Source organism: Streptomyces sp. NPDC006458 (assembly GCF_040612135.1).
In the GTDB taxonomy this organism is placed as follows: Bacteria; Actinomycetota; Actinomycetes; order Streptomycetales; family Streptomycetaceae; genus Streptomyces.
The window spans coordinates 114,602-133,542 of sequence record NZ_JBEXPR010000001.1; the positions used below are offsets into that span (position 1 = coordinate 114,602).

The following is an 18,941-nucleotide window of genomic DNA, read 5'->3' on the forward strand; positions in this document are numbered from 1 at the left end:
CGCGCACGACCCGGTATACGCCTCAGGGAGGTCGGGGAGTTCGGTCTGCGGTCTGCTGAGCCTGTCAGCGGTGCCCCGTACCGTTGACACCATGGATCTTCGAGTGCCCGGCCCGCTGCGGCGGCCCAGGCGGCTGCTCGCCGCCGCGGCCGCCGTCCTCGTGCTCGCGGGGGCTGGTACGTGGACGGTCGCGTCGGCCGTCGCGGACGACGACGCGCCCCCGGTACGCCGCACCGACCAGGTCATGACCGTGGCGGACGGGGTGCGGCTCGACACCTCGTACTTCACGACCGCGACGGCCGGCCGCCGCCCCGCGGTGCTGCTCGGGCACGGCTTCGGCGGCAGCAAGGACGACGTCCGCGAGCAGGCCGAGGACCTCGCCCGAGACGGCTACGCGGTCCTCACCTGGTCCGCCCGCGGCTTCGGCGCCTCCACCGGCAGGATCGGGCTGAACGCCCCGCAGGGCGAGGTCGCCGACGTCTCCGGACTGATCGACTGGCTCGCCACCCGCCCCCAGGTCCGGCTGGACGAGCCGGGCGACCCGCGCGTGGGCGTCGCCGGCGCCTCCTACGGCGGAGCGGTCGCCCTGCTGGCCGCCGGGCACGACGACCGGGTGGACGCCATCGCCCCGGCGATCACCTACTGGAACCTCTCCGACGCCCTGTTCCCCGACGGGGTGTTCAAGAAGCTGTGGGCGGGCGTCTTCGTCACCACGGGCGGCGGCTGCCAGGCCTTCGAGCCCCGGCTGTGCCGGATGTACGAGCGGGTCGCCGAGTCCGGCACACCCGACGCCGAGGCCCGCGCCCTGCTGGACGCCCGCTCCCCGTCCGCCGTCGCCGACCGCATCAAGGTGCCCACCCTGCTGGTGCAGGGCCAGTCCGACTCCCTCTTCCCGCTCGGCCACGCCGACGCCGCCGCACGGGCGATCCGGGCGAACGGCGCCCCGGTCGACGTCGACTGGATCGCAGGCGGCCACGACGGCGGTGACCTGGAGCCGGACCGCGTCCGCTCCCGGGTGACGGCCTGGTTCGACCGCTACCTCAAGGACGACAGGTCCGCGGACACCGGCCCCGCCTTCCGCGTCACCCGCACCGGCGGCATCGACACCACCGACGGCACCGCCCAGCTGCGCGGCGCGAGCGCCGACACCTACCCGGGCCTGCGCGCCCACCCCCGCGAGGTCACCCTGAGCGGCCGGGAGCAGACCTTCGCCAACCCGGCCGGGGCGGTCCCGCCCGCCGTGTCCGCGTTGCCCGGCCTCGGCACCGGCGGCGGCCTCGCCCGGCTGTCCTCCCTCGGAGTCGGCGTCTCCCTCGACTTCCCCGGCCAGCACGCCCGCTTCGACTCGGCGCCCCTGACGGCCCCGCTGCGCGTCACCGGCTCGCCGGCCGTCACCGTCCACGTCGAGTCCAGCACCGAGGACGCCGTCCTGTTCGGCAAGGTCTACGACGTCGGGCCGGACGGCACCCGCCAGGTGCTGCCCGCCCAGCTCGTCGCGCCCGTCCGCGTCGAGGGCGCCCGCGACGGCAAGGACGTCACCCTCACCCTCCCGGCCATCGACCACGAGATCGACAAGGGCCACCGGCTGCGCCTGGTGCTCGCCTCCACCGACCTCGGCTACGCCTCCCCGGCCGCCCCGGCGACCTACAAGGTCTCCGTCGAGAGCCCCCTGTCCGTGCCCACCGCCCCGCGCGTGGAGACCGCCGCCGCGCCGCTGCCCGCCTGGGTGTGGTGGCTGCCCGTAGCCGCGGCCGCCGTCGCCCTCGCCCTGCTGCTCGGCGCCCGCCGCCGCACCACCGCGCCCGCGCCGGACCCGGCCCTGGCCGAGGTGCCCCTGCAGATCACCGACCTCAGCAAGAAGTACGCCAGGGGTGACCGCTACAGCGTCCGCGACCTGTCCTTCCGCGTGGAGAGAGGCCAGGTCCTCGGCCTGCTCGGGCCGAACGGCGCGGGCAAGACCACCACCCTGCGCATGCTGATGGGCCTGATCCGGCCCGACGGCGGCGAGATCCACGTCTTCGGCCAGGCCGTCCGCCCCGGCGCGCCCGTGCTGTCCCGGGTCGGCGCGTTCGTCGAGGGCGCCGGCTTCCTGCCGCACCTGTCCGGCCGGGAGAACCTGGAGCTGTACTGGCGCGCCACCGGCCGCCCGCCCGAGGACGCCCACCTGGAGGAGGCCCTGGAGATCGCCGGGCTCGGCGACGCGCTCGCCCGCGCGGTGCGCACCTACTCCCAGGGCATGCGCCAGCGCCTCGCCATCGCCCAGGCCATGCTCGGCCTGCCCGACCTGCTGATCCTCGACGAGCCGACCAACGGCCTCGACCCGCCCCAGATCCGCGAGATGCGCGAGGTGATGATCCGCTACGCCGCGGCCGGTCGTACGGTCATCGTCTCCAGCCATCTCCTCGCCGAGGTCGAGCAGTCCTGCACCCACCTGGTCGTGATGGACCGCGGCCGCCTGGTGCAGGCCGGCCCGGTCGGCGAGATCACCGGCAACGGCGACACACTGCTGGTCGGCACGACCGCGCCGCTGGAGGAGGCGGTGGTGGACAAGGTGGCCGCGCTGCCCGGTGTCGCCGCCGCCACCGGCACCGAGGAGGGCCTGCTGATCCGGCTGGACAGCGAGGACCCCGACGGCACCCCGCAGCGGCTGGTCGCCGAACTGGTCCGGCTGGACGTGCCCGTCATCTCGGTCGGACCGCACCGCCGCCTGGAGGACGCCTTCCTCACCCTGATCGGAGGTACCGCATGAGCACGCTCACCGAGGCCGCCTCCGGCTACCGGGCGGGCCGCACCCTGCCCCTGCGCGTGGAGTGGGTCCGCCAGCTCGGGCGCCGCCGCACCCTGGTCATGGCCGCGATCCTCGCCGCCCTGCCCTTCGTGCTGGTCGTCGCCTTCGCCATCGGCGGCGAGCCCGGCGGCCGCAACGGCCAGGTGACCCTGCTGGACACGGCCACCGCGTCGGGCGCCAACTTCGCCGCGGTCAACCTGTTCGTGTCGGCGGGCTTCCTGCTGGTCATCCCCGTCGCCCTGTTCTGCGGCGACACCGTCGCCTCGGAGGCCGGCTGGTCCTCCCTGCGCTATCTGCTGGCCGCACCCGTGCCCCGGGCGCGCCTGCTGTGGTCGAAGCTGGTGGTCGCGCTGGGCATGAGCCTCGCCGCGATGATCCTGCTGCCGGTCGTCGCCCTCGCCGTCGGCACCGTCGCCTACGGCTGGGGCCCACTGGCGATCCCGACCGGCGGCGAGCTGGACGCGGCGACCGCGGCGCAGCGGCTGGTGGTGGTCGTGGCCTACCTCTTTGTGTCCCAACTGGTCACCGCCGGGCTCGCGTTCTGGCTGTCGACCAAGACCGACGCCCCGCTCGGCGCGGTCGGCGGCGCGGTCGGTCTGACCATCGTCGGCAATGTGCTGGACGCGGTGACCGCCCTCGGCGGCTGGCGCGACTTCCTGCCCGCGCACTGGCAGTTCGCCTGGGCCGACGCCATCCAGCCCCGGATGGAGTGGTCCGGCATGATCCAGGGGACCGCGCTTTCCATAACGTACGCCCTGGTGCTGTTCGCGCTGGCCTTCCGCGGTTTCGCCCGCAAGGACGTCGTCTCCTAGGTCACCGGAAGATCACCCACCGGTCTCGACGGGCCGTGTTCGTGCCCGCTTCGAGACCCATCCGCAACGCCCCGTCACGCACGTTCCGCGCCCCCGCGACGTCACAGTCGCAGACGTACCACGACGTCAACGAACCCAGGGGGCACGGAAGATGAAGCGCTACGGCACACGGACACGGCGGCGCGCGAGGCGGCTCGGCGGCGCGCTGACCGCCCTCGTGGCGGCGGGCGGCCTGCTGCTCACGGGCTGCGGCGAGGGCGGTGCGGGCCACAGCGAGGACAGTTCCGGGAACAAGTCCTCCGGCTTCCCGGCCCCGCAGGCCCCGCGGCCGACCGGCGACGAGCAGGATCTGCGCGAGGACACCGAGCGGGCCCCCGACCTGCTCTCCACCTTCGCCCTCGACGTGGACACCGCTTCCTACGGCTACACCCGCCGCGTCCTGGCCGAGGGCCGCACCCCCGACCCCTCCCAGGTGCGCCCGGAGGAGTTCGTCAACAGCTTCCGCCAGGAGTACGACCGCCCCGACGGCAACGGCTTCACCGTCTCCGTGGACGGCGCCCGCACCTCCGAGGAGGACTGGTCGCTGGTCCGGGTCGGCCTCGCCACCCGCTTGCCCGAGGAGCGGGGCGAACGCCCGCACGCCGCGCTCACCTTCGTCGTCGACGTCTCCGGCTCCATGGCCGAGCCCGGCCGGCTGGACCTCGCCAAGCGGTCCCTCGGCGTGATGACCGACCGGCTGCGCGACGACGACTCCGTCGCCCTGGTCACCTTCTCCGACGAGGCCGAGACGGTCCTGCCGATGACCCGGCTCGGCGACCGTCGCGAGGAGATCCACGAGGCCGTCGACCGCTTGGAGGTCCTCGGCTCCACCAACCTCGGCGCGGGCGTGGAGAACGGCTACGCCACCGCCGTCGAGGGTCTGCGCGAGGGCGCCACCAACCGGGTCGTGCTGGTCTCCGACGCCCTCGCCAACACAGGCGACACCGACGCGGACACCATCCTGGAGAAGATCGACTCCTCCCGCCGCGAGTACGGCATCACCCTCTTCGGCGTGGGCGTCGGCAGCGACTACGGCGACGCCCTGATGGAACGCCTCGCCGACCGCGGCGACGGGCACACCGCCTATGTGTCCGACGAGGAGGACGCCCGTGAGGTCTTCTGCGAGCAACTGCCCCGGCATGTCGACCTCACCGCCCGCGACGCCAAGGCCCAGGTCGCCTTCGACCCGGCCACGGTGCAGGAGTTCCGTCTGGTCGGCTACGACAACCGGGCCGTCGCCGACGAGGACTTCCGGGACGACCGGGTCGACGGCGGCGAGGTCGGCCCCGGCCACACGGTGACCGCGCTGTACGCGGTGCGCACCGCGCCGGGGGCCTCCGGACACCTCGCCACGGCCACCGTCCGCTGGCTCGACCCCGCGACGCGGACCCCGCACGAGCGCTCCGGGCAACTGGAGTCGTCGTCCCTGCACGACTCGGTGCGCACCGCGGCCCCCCGCTTCCAGGTGACCGTGGCCGCCGCGTACTTCGCCGACGCGCTGCGCGGCTCGGGCGACGCCGAGCGCTTCCGCCCGCTGCCGGGCACCCCCGGTCTCGCCCGCCTCGCCGAGCAGACCGAGGAACTGGCCGACCGCACCGAGGACCCGGCGGTCGGCCAACTGGCCGACGCGGTACGCCAGGCGGACCGAATGATGTGAGCCTCGGGGGCGGCGCGCGGCGGATTGTCGCGGGGCCGTCGTCGGCTGCCCCGGGCCGTCGCCGTCGGCAGGTCCGGCTCCTCGTCGTGGGCCGGCCGGGGCGGTGGACCGCCGTGCGGCCTGTTGTCGCGGGCCCGCCAGGGTCGTTGTCGAGGGCCGGTGCCGGGGTTGTCGCCATGGGTGCCGGGGGAGCGGGGGCCATGGGTGCCGGGGGCGCGGGGGCGTGGTCGTGGGCCGAACGGCGTCGTCGCCGTGAGCCGGCCAGGGCCGTTGTCGCAGGACCGTCCCCCGGCGCGCCCCCGGCCGAGCTGGTCCGGGACCCGCGGACGCGCCCCGAGGTACAGCGGGCCGTCGACCATGCCGACAAGGCCGTCTCGCGCGCCGGGTCCATGTGTGCCTTCGCCCTCGTGGAGGACGAGTTCACCAAGGGAGACGGAATGCTCACCCCGTCCGTGAAGGCCGAGCGGCGGGCGGTCCGGCGGCCCGCGCCGACGAGATCGAGGAGCCGTACCGCGGCTGGGGAGCCGGACCGCCCCGGGCATGCGAACGGCGGACCACCGTGAACCGGTGGCCCGCCGTCGCGGGGGAGCGGGGATGCTCAGCCGTTGCCCGCGCCGTTGCCCGACAGGGCCGAGATGTCGTCCAGGATGTGCGACAGCGGCTCGTCGCCCTTGGCCTGGGTGGAGTTCTCGACACACTGCTGGTTCTGCGGCGAGGACAGCACGTTGATGTCCTGAACGGCGATCGGGATCGCGCCGATCAGCGAGCCGACGTTCGCCTTCAGCGGCAGACCGACACAGGGCTTGTTCAGCGAGCCCTGGACCAGCGAGAGCTGCGGGCTCATGTCGCCGAACGTGGCCGAGTTGCCGAACTCCTGCGAGGCGCCGTTGCCGCTGGCGGAGTGGGTGCCGTCGCCGTCACCGATCGCCATGGCCGGGGAGGCGGCGCCGACGACGGTGGCGGCGATAGCCGCGGTTGCCCACAGCTTCTTCATGATCGTTCCCTTCGAAAACCGGACTCCGGTGGGGAGTTGCATGATCGTCAACGGCGGGAACGGGGCCCGGGTTGCGGAAAACCCCCCGATCGGCGCAGCGCACTCCGATCATGGGACGAACGCCCCCGGGTGCGCCCCGTCCGGCACGCCCCGTCCCGCAGGCTCCGTCCCGCACGGCTCACTCGCAGGCCAGCGCGCTGCCGCGGACGGGTGCTGCGGGCTCGAAACCGGGCGGGTCCTTGGGCAGGGGATCCTCGCCCACCTTGAGCAGCGGCCGGTCCTCGCGCAGCCTGGTGAACATCTCGGCGGACTTCACACGGTCCCAGGCCAGTGTCGAGCCGATCTTCGGGATCTCCGGGTTGAACCCGGAGACCGGCACCGTGGTGAACTCCGTCGCCGAGGGCGGCACCTTCTGCAGGGCCGCCGCCAGCTCCAGCAGCCCGCCCGCGTCGAGGCCCTGCTCCACCTGGCCCATCAAGGTCCGCACCAAGGGCTTCATGCCCTCGCGGTCGGTCAGCAGGTTGCGCCCCTGGAGCCCGCGCAGCGCCGCGACCAGGAACCGGTGCTGGCGCTGGATGCGCCCGAGGTCGGCGCTGTCGTCCGTCTTGCGGGAGCGCACGTACTGCAGCGACGGCCCGCCGCCGAGCCGGTGCTTGCCGGGCGACAGGTCGAGTTTGGTGGCCGGGTCCCGCAGCGTGCGCGCGGTGCACACCTCGACCCCGCCGACCTGCTCGACGCTGTCGATGAACCGCCGGAAGTCCACCTGGAGGTAGCCGTCGACCTCCACGCCGGTCATCGACTCGACGGTGTCGACGGTGAGCCGTGGGCCGCCCTCGGCGTACGCGGCGTTGATCTTCGCGGGATGAGCCGGGTACTCCCGGCCGGTCCCGTCGCGGTGCGGGGGGATCTCGGCGAGGGAGTCACGGGGCAGGCTGACGACGCTCACCCGGTCCCGGGCGGCCGAGACGTGAACCAGCATCAGCGAGTCCGTGCAGTCGCAGGCGATGCCGCCCGCGTAGAACTCGCGCTGTTCCTCGGCGGTCGTGGTGTCCCGTGTGTCGGTGCCCATCAGGAGGATGTTCATGGCGCGCGGCGCCTGCCGGTCGGGGAGCACGGCGGCGCCGAGCAGGCCCGCGGTGGTGGCCAGGGCGAGGCACGGCACGGCGAGCCGCAGGGTCTTCTTGATCGTCACGCGACGCAAGGTAAGCCAGCGGGCCGCCGAGAATTCGGCGGCCCGCTGGGCGGGGCTGCGGAATACAGCCCCAGGGCTCACACGGGGAGCCCATGTGCCGCGACGGATCAGCCGTTGCCCGCGCCGTTGCCGGCGAGCACCGAGATGTCGTCCAGGATGTGCGACAGCGCCTCGTCGCCCTTGGCCTGGGTGGAGTTCTCGACACACTGCTGGTTCTGCGGGGAGGACAGCACGTTGACGTCCTGGACGGCGATCGGCACGAGGCCCAGCAGGGAGCCGACGTTCGCCTTGGCGGGCAGGCCGATGCAGGGCTTGTTGAGCGAGCCCTGGATGAGCGCCATCTGCGGGCTCATGTTGCCGTACGTGGCCGAGTTGCCGAACGACTGCGAGGCGCCGTTGCCGCTGGCGGACTGGGTGCCGTCGTTGTTGCCGATCGCCATGGCCGGCGAGGCGCCACCGGCAACGGAGGCGGCGACCGCGGCGATGGCCAGAACCTTCTTGATCACTAGCTGAGTCCCTTCTGGAGAAACCCCGTCCACCGGAGCTTCCTGACCAACTCCCCTCGGCGGGCTTGGTTGCCCCCATTCACTCGAATGGCCCACGTGAGCGGGGGTGCGTCAGGGCATTCGGGCCGGATTCCATGAATGTCCGTCCGCCGAACGATCCTTCCGGGTGAATGCCCGCAACCAATCCCGTGTCCTGGGGTTGATGCGGGAGCAGGCACCCGCTTGATGGGTCGGCAGGAACCCGCGAGGCGGGACGAAACCCGCGTGGTGGGTCAGGAAAGGAAAGCGAAATGCTGAAGAAGGCAATGGCCGCTGCGGCGGTCGCCGCGTCCGTCGTGGGTGTGGCGGCGGCGGCCGCCCCCCAGGCGCTTGCCATCGGTAACGACGACGGCACCCACTCCGCCAGCGGCAACGGCGCCCAGTCCGCGTTCGGCAACTCGGTGACCAAGGGCGACATGAGCCCGCAGGCCACCCTGGTGCAGGGCTCCGTCAACAAGCTCTGCGCCGGTCTGCCGGTCAAGGCCAACGTCGGCCCGCTCCTCGGGGTACTGGTGCCGGTCGCCGTCCAGGACATCAACGTGCTGGCCGCCCCGCAGAACCAGCAGTGCGCCGAGAACTCCACCCAGGCCAAGGGCGACGAGCCGCTGTCGCACATCCTCAGCGACATCTCGGCACTGTCCGGCAACGGTGTGCAGAACGGCTGATCCGCCGTCAGGGGCCGCTCGGAACGAGGCGTTTTACCCGCCCGTTCCGGCGGCCTCGTCCGCGTCAAACGTATCACCCTGATTTTCCACCACTCAGGCGAAGCGTTGCCTCTCCTGCTCGCACTCGGCGTCAATTCTGTGAGGACGTACGAGTGAATTCCCCCGCGACTCGCGTTCATCAGTTGCCTCTTCCGTCTATCCCTCGTTCTACAACCTGCCGGTCATGGTGCGGGCCCACTCCAGTCGAGCCCGCTCGGCTTCGGCCGTCATAGGGGCATGACCGCAGAAGAAGGGAAAGTCCATGAAGAAGACCGCTGCCCTCGTCGCGGGCGCGATCCTGGCCCTTGGCGGAGCCGCTCCGGCCTTCGCCGACTCGGACGCCACGGGCGTCGCCGTCGGCTCCCCGGGTGTGCTGTCCGGCAACGTCGTCCAGATCCCGGTGCACATCCCGGTCAACGTCTGCGGCAACACCGTCAACGTGATCGCCCTGCTGAACCCGACGCTCGGCAACGCCTGCGTCAACGACTGACGTCGTTCGACAGCAATCGCGCGGCCGCGCCACGGCCGGCCCCGGACCGTTCCTCAACACCGCTCCGGGGCCGGCCTTTCTCATCCCATCAAGCAGGAAGAACACGAGCGTGCGTCAGACCCTGAGCAAGGGAATGGTCGCGGCCGCCGCCGCGACGAGCATTCTGGCCCTGTGCGGCAGCCCCGCCCTCGCGGACTACGTGTCCGGGGCGACCCCCGGTGCCTCACCCGGCGCGACGTCGGGCCACCAGCGATCCGCCTCGGACGACGACTCCGGCTACAGCGATGAATCGTCCGACTCCTCCGTTCCCGGCCTGTGCGACGAGGCCTTCGACGCGATCGACATGGGCGACGGCCCCTTCGGCAAGCGCTGCGACGACCAGGGCGGCCACGGCGGCTACGGCGACGAGGACACCTCCGACGGCGGCTACGGCGACGGGGACACCTCCGACGGCGGCTACGGCGACGGGGACACCTCCGACGGCGGCTACGGCGACGAGCACACCTCCGACGGCGGCTACGGCGACGGGGACACCTCCGACGGCGGCTACGGCGACACCCCGTCGTCCCCGCCGCAGACGACGTCCCCGCCGCACACGAAGCCACCCCACACGAAGCCGCCGCACACGAAGCCCCCGCACACCAGGCCCCCGCACACCTGGCCCCCGCACACCTGGCCCCCGCACACCTGGCCCCCGCACACCTGGCCCCCGCACACCACGCACCCGCCGCACACGAAGCCGCCCCACACGAAGCCGCCGCACACGCACCCGCCGCACACGAAGCCCCCGCACACCACGCACCCGCCGCACACGAAGCCGCCCCACACGCACCCGCCGCACACCAAGCCCCCGCACACCACGCACCCGCCGACGACTTCGCCGCCTCCCACGAAGCCCCCGCACACGAAGCCGCCGCACACCAGGCCCCCGCACACCAAGCCGCCCCACACGCACCCGCCGCACACCACGAGCCCGCCGACGACGCACCCCCCGCACACCACGCAGCCCCCGACGACGCACCCGCCCCACACGGGCGGCACCAAGCCCCCCGGCCACGGCCCGCACATGCCCGACACCGGCAGCGGCGAGGCCCTGATCGCCGCCTCGGGTGTCAGCGCCGTGCTGATCGCGGCCGGAGCCCTGCTCTTCCGCCGGGGCCGCCGGACCGGGTCCCACCGCTGAGCGCCGAGCGCTGAGCCCCGGCGGCCGTGACCGGCCGCGCCGCGCCCCGGGTGACATCCCTCCCCTCGTCACCCGGGGCGCACGCGTACGTCAGTGGCTGCCGGCCTTCTCGTCGTCGATGCGCCGGCCCGCGCCCGAGTCGGTCTCGACGGGCGCCCCGCCCTGGCGGACCACGCGGTGCACCTCGGCCGGCGGCTCCTGCCGCGCCGCCGGCAGCCGGTCCAGCAGCCTGCCCGCCACATGCCGGGACCACATCGAGCGCAGCGCCCGGCCGGGCGACCGGTCGTCCGCGGCGTGCCAGGCCAGTTCCCGGCCCGCGGACGCCGGCCGCAGCGCGGTGAGCGGCGCGTAGTTCTCCACGACGAACTCCCGACCCGGCCGCGGCCGCCCCTGCGGCAGCGGCCGGTGGGTCAGGTCCAGATGCAGCGCGCGGACGACGTCCAGTCCGGCGCCGTCGGCGAAGAGCCGGAACTGGGCGCCGGGACGCGGGTTGAAGTCGAGCAGGTGGTAGTGGCCGGTGTCGCCGAGCCGGAAGTCCAGGTCGAGGATGCCGCGGTAGCCGAGCCCTGTGACGATGTGCTCGGCGAGCGCCCGCACCCGCGGATTGGGCGTCCAGGTGCCGACCGAGGTCAGGCCCGCCGCGCGCGGCCAGGACCGCAGCTTGCGACCGGACCCGCCACCGTGCACCGAGCCCGTGCGGTCGGCGTAGCCGTGGAAGAACCAGTCGCGGTTCTCACCCGGCGGCAGGAACTCCTGGAGCAGCAGCGCGCAGCCCGCCTCGGCACCGCGCGCGTGCAGCTCCCGCGCCTGGCGGGTGGACTGCACCAGGACCGTGCTGCGCAGTCCGCTGCCCGGTGGCAGCAGCCACGGACGGCTCCACTTCGCCACCACCGGCAGTCCCAGCCGCCAGGCGGCCGCGGCGGCCTCGGCCGGGCTGTCCGGCAGCAGCGTCCGCGGATGCGGTACGTCCAGCGCCGCGCACACCGAGGCCAGCTCCGCCTTGTCGGCGACGTGTTCGGGCGCCGTGCGGGAGGGGCCGGGCAGCAGATAGGCGGAGCCCAGCTCGCCGTGCAGCCGGCCCGCCGCGACCGCGCCCGCGTCGTCCATCGGCACCAGTACGGCCGGCCGCGCGACCCGGGCGGCGACCGTGCCCAGGACGGCCGCGATCACCGCGTCGGAGGCGCCGGGCGGCGGCGGGGCGTGCAGCCCGCGCAGAAAGCGCGAGGCGCGCACCGGACTGTGCGCGCAGTCGGCGACCACATGGACCTCCACCCCCGCCCGGCCCAGGGACCGGACCGCCCCGAGCGTTCCGTGGTGAAAGGGGTTGCGGTCGATCCGCAGCAGCACGGCGGGAACGCGAACATCGAACAGGGGCACGGACGGATTTCCTTACGTCGGATCACCCGGGCGGGCGAGCGGGGCACACGGACGCCGTAACGGCGCTGGCGGGAAGCCCATTCATATGACTGAGTGTCAGTACTGAGCGCGAGAGAGAAGAAGGGAGCAGGTATGGCCCCACAGCAACGTCGGTCCCGGTCCCGGCGCCTGGCGCTGGTCGCGGCGACGGTCGCGGCGTCGGCCGCCCTGGCGTGCGGCCCCGGTTTCGCCGCGGGACTCGCGGTGGTGGCGGTCGGCGACCCTCCCGCTCCCGCGCCGGCGTCCCCCGCGCCCGCGGCCGGCGATCCGGCAGCGTCCCCCGACCCGGCAGCCACCCCCGACCCGGCAGCGGCCCAGGCCCCGGCTGCTTCCGGCGAGGCCGTGCGGCCCCCGGCCCCGGCCGAGACCCCCGGGACGGCCACCACCCCGGCCGCGCAGCCGAAGCCCGCCTTCGGTGCCTACCTCGACTACGGCGCCCGTGGCGTGGCCCGGATCGCCGAGCTCAGCGCCTGGCTGGGCGGCGCCGACCTGCGCGTCGGCCACACCTACCTGCCCGGCGACCGCTGGAGCAACATCGAGGGGCTGCCCGGCTTCCTGGACGTGTGGGCCGACTGGCGCACCGAACGGGAGGACCGGATGCTCGTCCTCAACGTGCCCATGCTGGAGCGCAACGAGGCGGGTCTGTCCGACGCCGAGGTGCGCCGGCTGCTGCGGCAGGGCGCGTCCGGGGCGTTCGACCGTCACTTCCGCACCCTGGCCGAGCGGCTGGTCGAGCTGCGGGTGCCCGACACGGTGATCGTGCTCGGCTGGGAGATGAACGGCATCACGTACACCCACCGCTGCGGACCGGACCCCGAGTCCTGGAAGGCGTACTGGAACAGGATCGTCACCACCATGCGGTCCGTGTCCGGGCAGAAGTTCATTTTCGACTTCACGCCGAGCCGTGGTCGGGACGCCATTGCCTGGACGCAGTGCTATCCCGGTGACGACACCGTCGACATCGTCGGGATGGACGCCTACGACCAGCCGGAAGGCCTGTCGTTCGACGAACAGGTGAAGGAGCCCTACGGACTTCAGGCCCATGTGGACTTCGCGAAGGCCCATGGAAAGGCCATTTCCTATCCCGAGTGGGGGCTGTTCCGCAACGGCGACAACGCCGAGTACATGCGCCGCATGCTCGCCTGGATGGACGAGCACAAGCCGCTGTACAACACGGTGACGGACTACTGTCCGCACGGCGTGTGGCAGTGCGGGCAGAACCCCGAGGCCTCCGCCGTGTACCGCCAGGTGCTGTCGGGCCGTACGCGGGAACCGGCGCCGACACCGACGCCGGCCGAGCCCACGCCGACACCGACGGCCCCCACCCAGCCCCCGCAGCCCCCGGCCGACTGTTCGCCGCTGGAGATGGGCGACTGGGTCGAGTACTGGCTCGGCGGGAAGCTGTGCGTCAAGTTCGACTGGTGGTCGCGGCTGCCCTGACCGCACAGGCGCCGGATGGCGGCGGGCCCGCTCAGGACCTGCCGCCACCGTCGTGCTCCTTCCGGCGCAGCAGTTCCTTGGCCCGCCGCCGGGCCGCGACCTCGGCGAGGGCGGCCCCGAGCAGCGGGGCGGTGCGCCGGCGGGCCAGCAACAGCCGCTGGTTGACGACCGGTTCGGGACGCCAGTGGTGTTTGTACGGCTCGTTCCCGCGCAGCAGGCTCAGCGTGCCGTGGCCGCCGGTGCGGGTGTGCTCGGCGCAGGCGTCCAGCAGCATCACCGCCACGTCCGCCTTCCGCTCGCGCAGCCGGGGGTGGGCGCCGTAGAGATAGCCGCCTGCCAGGCGTGGCGAGACCAGGGTCAGATCGACCGCGACCACGTCGTCGTCCAGCCGGAACTCGGTGACCACCGCGTCCCCGGAGCGCACCATCGGCCCGACCGAGCGCACCAGGTGCTCCCCGAACCGGGGCCGCAGATGCTCGCCGGTCACCTTGCGGCCCTGCCACTGGAGCCGGTGCAGTTCGAGCAGCCGGTGCAGCGCGTCGTCCACGTCGTCGGGACGTACGACCGTGCGGCGCACGCCGAGCGCGTGCAGCTTGCGCAGCTTGGCGCGCACCCGCTGCTGGGCCTTGGCCGAGGGCAGCCGGGCGACCAGCTCGTCCATGGGCAGCGCGGGCAGCTCCAGGCACACCGAGTCGCTCACCCGGTGGCGCGGGCCGTCCCAGCGGTCGAAGATCCGCTCGGCGGCGGCGCCCGGCCGGACCTCGCGGAAGTCGATCAGCGCGGTGCGGGCGGCCGCCGCGAGACCCTCGGTGAGCGCCGTGACCGCGCCCTCGGTGTGCGTGTCGTCCAGCAGGACGTCCCCGTAGTCGGAGATCGCCCCGCCGAGCGGCACGAGCGCGGGCAGCGGCCGCCGCACGGCCATCAGCGGCGCGGCGGCGACCGGTTCGCCCCCGGGTGCCCGCACCAGGAGCAGCCGCAGCCGCCCGCGTCGGCCGTACGACAGCCACCACGAGTGCAGCCAGGCGTGGCTCTGGAACGGCGTCGCGGCGGCGCAACGGCGGTACAGACGCGCCCAGTCGGGGGCGAGGGCGGCGAAGTCGGCGTCGGCGGTGATCAGTTCGGTCGAGTACGACGGCTTCACAGGGCGCCGCGGGTGTCGGCGGCGACGGCCGGTGCGGGCAGGGAGGCCGCGGGTTCCGTGCCGCGCGGGGCGCGCCGGGGCCGGACCAGCAGGGCCATGCCGCCGAGCAGCCCGCCTGCGCTCGCGCCGACCAGGCCGGTCAGGGCGGGGGAGGCGGAGGACGGCTCGACCGGCTTGATGGCGCGGGCGAACTGCTGGAGTTCGACGTTGGTGGCGTCCGAGCTGTCGGCCGCGTGCCGGGTCAGCGCGCGGGAGACGGCGTTGGCCATGTCGGCGGCCAGGTCGGGCCGCGAGGAGGTGGCGGTGATCGCGACCATGGGGGCGTCCGGGGAGGTCGCCGTCGTCACGCCGGACCGGAGCGTCGCGGCCGGCACACCCGCCCACACCTGCGCGTCCCCGAGCACCGCGAGCTGGGTGGCGACCCGGCCGTACGCCTGGGCGAAGCCGAGCGCGGACGCCGGGTCGGACTTGTCGGCGGGGACGGCGACGACGTACGCGGTCGCGGTGTACGTCGGTGTCTTCAGCGCGCCGTACGCGCCGCCCAGCACGCCCCCGGCCAGCACGCCGGCCGCGAGCAGCGTCCACGGCGGCAGGGCCCTGGCGCGGGCCAGCGGGCGGGGCGCGCGGTGCTGTGCGGTGGGGTTGTCGGTCATCAGGAGCTCACTTCCTGGGGTGCGGGGGACGTCGAGGGGGCGACCGCGGCCGCGTACACGTCCATGAGCCGGGCGGCGCTGCGGGTGATGCTGTAGTGCCGGGCCGCCTCGGGGGCGGTGCGCGGCGCGGGAGCGGCGGCGCCGGTCTCGGCGACCGCGCGGGCGAACTCCCCGGCGCCGCCCGAGACCCGGCGGGCCGCGCGGGCGGTCCTCGGCGGAAGGTCCTCGATGGCGGGGCAGGAGGCGTAGAGCACCGGCAGTCCCGCCGCCAGGGCCTCCACGACGGCCAGCCCGAAGGCCTCCTCGGGGGACGGCGAGACCAGCAGGTCCATGGCCGAGGTCAGCGAGGGCAGATCGGGTCCGGGCGAGCCGTCGGGGAGGTAGGGGCGCTCGCCCGTGAACAGCACCCGGTCGGCGACCCCGACCTCGTGCGCGGTGCGCCGCAGCACGTTCTCCTCCGGACCGCCGCCGACCAGCAGCAGCCAGTGGTCGCCGGGCAGCAGGGCCAGGGCGCGGACCAGCACGTCGAAGCGCTTGCCGGCGGTGAGACGGCCGACACCGCCGACGACGTACGCGCCCTCGGGCAGGCCGAGGCGCTGGCGGGTGCGGTGGCGCCGGAGCGGATCGAAGCGGAAGCGGGTCAGGTCGATGCCGTTGGGGACGACCTCGATCCGGGGCGCGGGCACGCCCCAGCGGCGCAGCCGGTCGGCCACCGTCGGTGAGACCGCGACGGTGGAGCGGCCCAGACGCTCGGTGGCCAGATACAGGCCGCGCACGCCCCTGGTCAGGCGGCGGCCCTCCATCTGGGCGTCGCCCAGGGAGTGCTCGGTGGCGACGATCGCCCGCACCCCGGCCAGCCGGGCGGCGAGACGGCCGTAGACACAGGCCCGGTAGAGGTGGGTGTGGACGAGGTCGTAACCGCCGCCGCGGATCAGCCGGACCAGCCGGGGCAGGGCGGCCAGATCGCGGTTGCCCGCCATGCCGAGGTGCGTCACACGGACCCCGTCGGCGGTCAGTCCGTCGGCGACCGCGCCGGGATTGGTGAGTGTCACCACGTCGCAGTCGACCGGCAGATGCCGCAGCAGCAGCCGCAGTTGCTGCTCCGCGCCGCCCACACCGAGCCCGGTGATCACATGCAGCGCCTTCATCACAGGCCTCCCACGGGGCGTCGGCGCAGCCGGTGCAGCCGGTGCTTGAGATACAGGCGTACGGCGGTGTCGCGCTGCCCGATGTGCACCCGGGGCAGGGCGAGCGGGCCGGTCAGCGGGCCCGGGTCGATGGCGCAGGCGTAGTCGTAGCCCGCGAGGGCGACGGAGTCGACGACCCGGCGGTCGACCGTGCCGTACGGGTAGCAGAACCCGGTGACCGGAGCACCGGTCAACTCCGCGAGCAGTGCTCTGCTCTCGCCGAGCTCGGCGGCCAGGACCCGGTCGTCCGCCCTGGTCAGATCGATGTGGGTGAGACCGTGCGAGCCGATCTCCACGCCCTCGGCGGCCGCGTGCCGGATGCCCTCGGCGGTGAGCAGCGGCTTGCGCGGGCCCAGCGGGTCCCAGGCGTTGTCGCCGCCGAGCCGGCCGGGCAGCACGAACAGGGTGGCGTTGCAGCGGTGGCGGCGCAGCACCGGCAGCGCCGCGCCGACGAAGTCGGCGTACCCGTCGTCGAAGGTCAGCCCCACCAGTCCGTGCGCCCGGCCGCGGGCGCGGGCGGCCAGCAGATCGGCCATGCCGACACCGGTCAGGCCGCGTCTGCGCAGCCAGGCCAGCTGTCCGTCGAGCCGTTCGGGGGTCACGGTGATGCGGTAGGGGTCGTCGGTGCAGTCGGCCACCGAGTGGTACATGGCCACCCAGGGGGCCGATGTCCTCGACGGTGGTCTGCCGGTGTCAACGGTTACGGCCATACGGGAGCCTTCGGGTCGCGGGACGGACGGATCGGAGTGCCGGTGCGATGCCCTGGGCGCCCAGCGCCCAGCCCAGCAGGACGAAGACGACGGTGACGGTGGTGCCGCCCGCGGCCAGGCCCGGCAGCGCCCCCGCGCAGCGGCTCGCCGCGAACGCCCCGGCGGCGCCCGCGGCCAGTGCCGCCAGCACCGGACGGCTCAGCTCGCGCAGCACCGGCCGCATCCGGACGGGGACGCCGCGGCCGCGCATGCCGGCCAGCATCAGCGCGGCGGTGACGGTGATGCCGGCGGCGTTGGCGGCGGCGATGCCGCGCACCCCCCAGGGGCCGACCGCGAGGACGCCGATCCAGGACGTGGCGACGATGCCGAGTGCCATCGCGCCGACCGGGTACCAGCTGGCGCGGGCCGCGGAGAAGTAGGAGCGGGCCAGGGCCCCGACCAGGGTCTGCCCGAGCAGTCCGAGCGCGTACACCCGCATGACGTCGGCGGTGGCGTCCGTGTCCCGCGCGCTGAACGCGCCGCGCTGGAAGAGCAGTTCGACCATCTGCGGGGCGCACGCGACGACCGCCGCCGTGCCCAGCAGCACCATGCACGAGGCCAGCGCCAGATCCCGCTCCACACGGCTGCGGGCCCGCTCGGTGTCGCCTTCGGCCAGGGCGCGGGCGACCACCGGGAAGGTGACCGTGCACAGCATCAGCGACAGCACCATCGGCATCTGCGCCACCTTCTGCGCGTAGTTCAGATGCGAGATGGCACCGGAGGGCAGGTGCGAGGCGAGGAAACGCTCGACGAGGATCTGGGACTGACGGCACAGCGCGAACAGCAGCACGGTGGCGATCAGGGCGATCCCCACCCTGCGGTCGCGCTCCTGCTCCCGGCTCTGCTCACGGGGGGCCGTACGGCGCAACTGCCGCAGCAGCGCCGGGAGCTGGACGACGAACATCAGACAGCCGCCCACCGCCACGCCGATCGCGGCCGAGCGCACACCCCAGCGGCCGCCGAGGACGAACATGCCGGTGATGATGCCGGTGTTGTACGCGACGTAGATCGCCGCCGGTGCGAAGAACCGCCGGTGCGCCCGCAGCACGGCGCTGCAGTACCCGGCGAGGCCGAAGCTGACCACGCAGGTCGCGGTGAGCCGGGTGCAGTCGACGGCGAGGCCGGGGTCGGGCAGGCCGGGGGCGAGGGCCTCGACCAGCTGGGGAGCGATCAGCACCAGCAGGCCGCCGACCGCGACCAGGGTCAGGGCCAGCCGGGGCAGGGTGGCCGCCACCAGCGCCCGCACCGGGTCCCCGCCGCCTCCCCGGGACCCCCGGGCCAGGGCCACGCTGAACGCGGGGATCAGCGCGAAGGCGAGGCCGTCCTCGATCAGCAGGGTCGCCGCGAACTCCGGCACGGTCCAGGCGACCAGGAAGGCGTCCGTGCCGCTCCCCGCCCCGAACAGGCGGGCCAGAGCCTGGTCACGCACCAGACCCAGCACCGCCCCGGCCATCGACAGGGACGCGGTGACCAGCGCGGCACGGGCGAGGAACCGGCTGGTGGGGTGGGGGTGGTCGGTGGGGGCCTCGGTGTGCGGGGGGTGGTCGGTGGGAGGCGGGTGTCCGGTGGTGCGATGGGTGGGCGCGGTGGGCGCGGTGGGCGCGGTGGGCGTGGTGGGCGGGTCCGGGGTGTGCGGGTGTGCGGGGGACGGGTCCGGGGTGTGCGGGTCTGCGGGGGGCGGCCCGGCCGGTGCCGTGGGGCCTTCGGGGGCGTGCAGTCGTCCGGTGGCGTGTTCGGTCCGGGCGGCGGGGGGCAGGTGTCCGCTCCGTGCGACCGGCTCGTCGGAGGCGTGCAGCAGGCCGGTCGCACGGGTGGTCCGGGCGGTGGGCCAGGCGGCCGGGGCGGTGGGCCGGTCCGGGGCGTGCGGGTGCCCGGCCGCCTCCCCGGCCGGCTCGCTGGGGCGGGCCGCCCGCCGGGTCGGTTGGCTGGGGCGGGTCGCCTCCCCGGTCGG

General features: G+C 74.2%; 16 protein-coding genes. 7 read left to right on the forward strand and 9 right to left on the reverse strand.

Annotated elements, in window-relative coordinates:
* The first annotated feature begins 91 nt into the window (after positions 1-91).
* The 3 genes from ABZZ79_RS00545 (at position 92) to ABZZ79_RS00555 (ending at position 5,296) form a co-directional block, all read left to right on the forward strand.
* Positions 92-2,749 carry an alpha/beta fold hydrolase gene (locus ABZZ79_RS00545; protein ID WP_356684906.1) on the forward strand — a complete coding sequence of 886 codons (2,658 nt, stop codon included), beginning with the start codon at positions 92-94 and terminating at the stop codon, positions 2,747-2,749.
* On the forward strand, positions 2,746-3,600 hold the full coding sequence (locus ABZZ79_RS00550) for an ABC transporter permease (protein WP_356684908.1): 855 nt from the start codon (positions 2,746-2,748) through the stop codon (positions 3,598-3,600). Before ABZZ79_RS00545 ends, ABZZ79_RS00550 begins: the two co-directional genes overlap by 4 nt.
* A gap of 151 nt (positions 3,601-3,751) precedes the next feature.
* Positions 3,752-5,296 (forward strand): von Willebrand factor type A domain-containing protein, encoded by a 1,545-nt coding sequence (locus ABZZ79_RS00555; RefSeq protein ID WP_356684910.1) that lies wholly within the window; start codon positions 3,752-3,754, stop codon positions 5,294-5,296.
* Between the two features lie 598 nt (positions 5,297-5,894).
* On the opposite strand, the gene ABZZ79_RS00560 is transcribed toward ABZZ79_RS00555, so the two are convergent.
* From ABZZ79_RS00560 to ABZZ79_RS00570, 3 genes are all read right to left on the reverse strand, one after another.
* Complete coding sequence (locus ABZZ79_RS00560) at positions 5,895-6,290, reverse strand: rodlin (protein ID WP_356684912.1); 396 nt, start codon at positions 6,288-6,290, stop codon at positions 5,895-5,897.
* A 178-nt stretch (positions 6,291-6,468) separates the two neighbouring features.
* Positions 6,469-7,482 carry an LCP family protein gene (locus tag ABZZ79_RS00565; RefSeq protein WP_356684914.1) on the reverse strand — a complete coding sequence of 338 codons (1,014 nt, stop codon included), beginning with the start codon at positions 7,480-7,482 and terminating at the stop codon, positions 6,469-6,471.
* A 107-nt stretch (positions 7,483-7,589) separates the two neighbouring features.
* Complete coding sequence (locus tag ABZZ79_RS00570) at positions 7,590-7,988, reverse strand: rodlin (protein WP_356684916.1); 399 nt, start codon at positions 7,986-7,988, stop codon at positions 7,590-7,592.
* Positions 7,989-8,278: 290 nt separating this feature from the next.
* Between ABZZ79_RS00570 and ABZZ79_RS00575 the strand changes: the two genes are divergently transcribed.
* The 3 genes from ABZZ79_RS00575 (at position 8,279) to ABZZ79_RS00585 (ending at position 10,404) form a co-directional block, all read left to right on the forward strand.
* Positions 8,279-8,692 (forward strand): rodlin, encoded by a 414-nt coding sequence (locus ABZZ79_RS00575; protein WP_356684918.1) that lies wholly within the window; start codon positions 8,279-8,281, stop codon positions 8,690-8,692.
* Between the two features lie 301 nt (positions 8,693-8,993).
* Positions 8,994-9,221 (forward strand): chaplin, encoded by a 228-nt coding sequence (locus ABZZ79_RS00580; protein ID WP_356684920.1) that lies wholly within the window; start codon positions 8,994-8,996, stop codon positions 9,219-9,221.
* A 199-nt stretch (positions 9,222-9,420) separates the two neighbouring features.
* The gene (locus tag ABZZ79_RS00585; protein WP_356685831.1) at positions 9,421-10,404 is read left to right on the forward strand and encodes an LPXTG cell wall anchor domain-containing protein; all 984 of its coding nucleotides are present in this window, start codon (positions 9,421-9,423) and stop codon (positions 10,402-10,404) included.
* Between the two features lie 90 nt (positions 10,405-10,494).
* Here ABZZ79_RS00585 and ABZZ79_RS00590 read toward each other — a convergent pair whose 3' ends face one another.
* Complete coding sequence (locus ABZZ79_RS00590; protein ID WP_356684921.1) at positions 10,495-11,781, reverse strand: ATP-grasp domain-containing protein; 1,287 nt, start codon at positions 11,779-11,781, stop codon at positions 10,495-10,497.
* Positions 11,782-11,913: 132 nt separating this feature from the next.
* Here ABZZ79_RS00590 and ABZZ79_RS00595 point away from each other — a divergent pair, with 132 nt between their 5' ends.
* Entirely contained in the window at positions 11,914-13,260 is a 1,347-nt protein-coding gene (locus ABZZ79_RS00595) for a glycosyl hydrolase (RefSeq protein WP_356684923.1), read from the forward strand.
* A gap of 31 nt (positions 13,261-13,291) precedes the next feature.
* Here the strand turns inward: ABZZ79_RS00595 and ABZZ79_RS00600 are convergent, their stop codons facing one another.
* Genes ABZZ79_RS00600 through murJ form a run of 5 tightly spaced genes read right to left on the reverse strand, consistent with a single transcriptional unit; the run spans position 13,292 to position 18,746 of the window.
* Positions 13,292-14,401: a GNAT family N-acetyltransferase gene (locus ABZZ79_RS00600; protein ID WP_356684925.1), complete on the reverse strand. Its 1,110-nt coding sequence runs from the start codon at positions 14,399-14,401 to the stop codon at positions 13,292-13,294.
* Positions 14,398-15,054 carry a lipopolysaccharide biosynthesis protein gene (locus tag ABZZ79_RS00605; RefSeq protein ID WP_356684926.1) on the reverse strand — a complete coding sequence of 219 codons (657 nt, stop codon included), beginning with the start codon at positions 15,052-15,054 and terminating at the stop codon, positions 14,398-14,400. Before ABZZ79_RS00605 ends, ABZZ79_RS00600 begins: the two co-directional genes overlap by 4 nt.
* The gene (locus tag ABZZ79_RS00610) at positions 15,054-16,202 is read right to left on the reverse strand and encodes a glycosyltransferase (RefSeq protein ID WP_356684928.1); all 1,149 of its coding nucleotides are present in this window, start codon (positions 16,200-16,202) and stop codon (positions 15,054-15,056) included. The genes ABZZ79_RS00605 and ABZZ79_RS00610 overlap by 1 nt, the downstream gene beginning before the upstream one ends.
* Entirely contained in the window at positions 16,202-16,951 is a 750-nt protein-coding gene (locus ABZZ79_RS00615) for a polysaccharide deacetylase family protein (protein ID WP_356684930.1), read from the reverse strand. The genes ABZZ79_RS00610 and ABZZ79_RS00615 overlap by 1 nt, the downstream gene beginning before the upstream one ends.
* Positions 16,935-18,746, reverse strand: coding sequence for a murein biosynthesis integral membrane protein MurJ (gene murJ, locus ABZZ79_RS00620; protein WP_356685832.1), 1,812 nt, complete (start codon positions 18,744-18,746; stop codon positions 16,935-16,937). The genes ABZZ79_RS00615 and murJ overlap by 17 nt, the downstream gene beginning before the upstream one ends.
* Between the last annotated feature and the right edge of the window lie 195 nt (positions 18,747-18,941).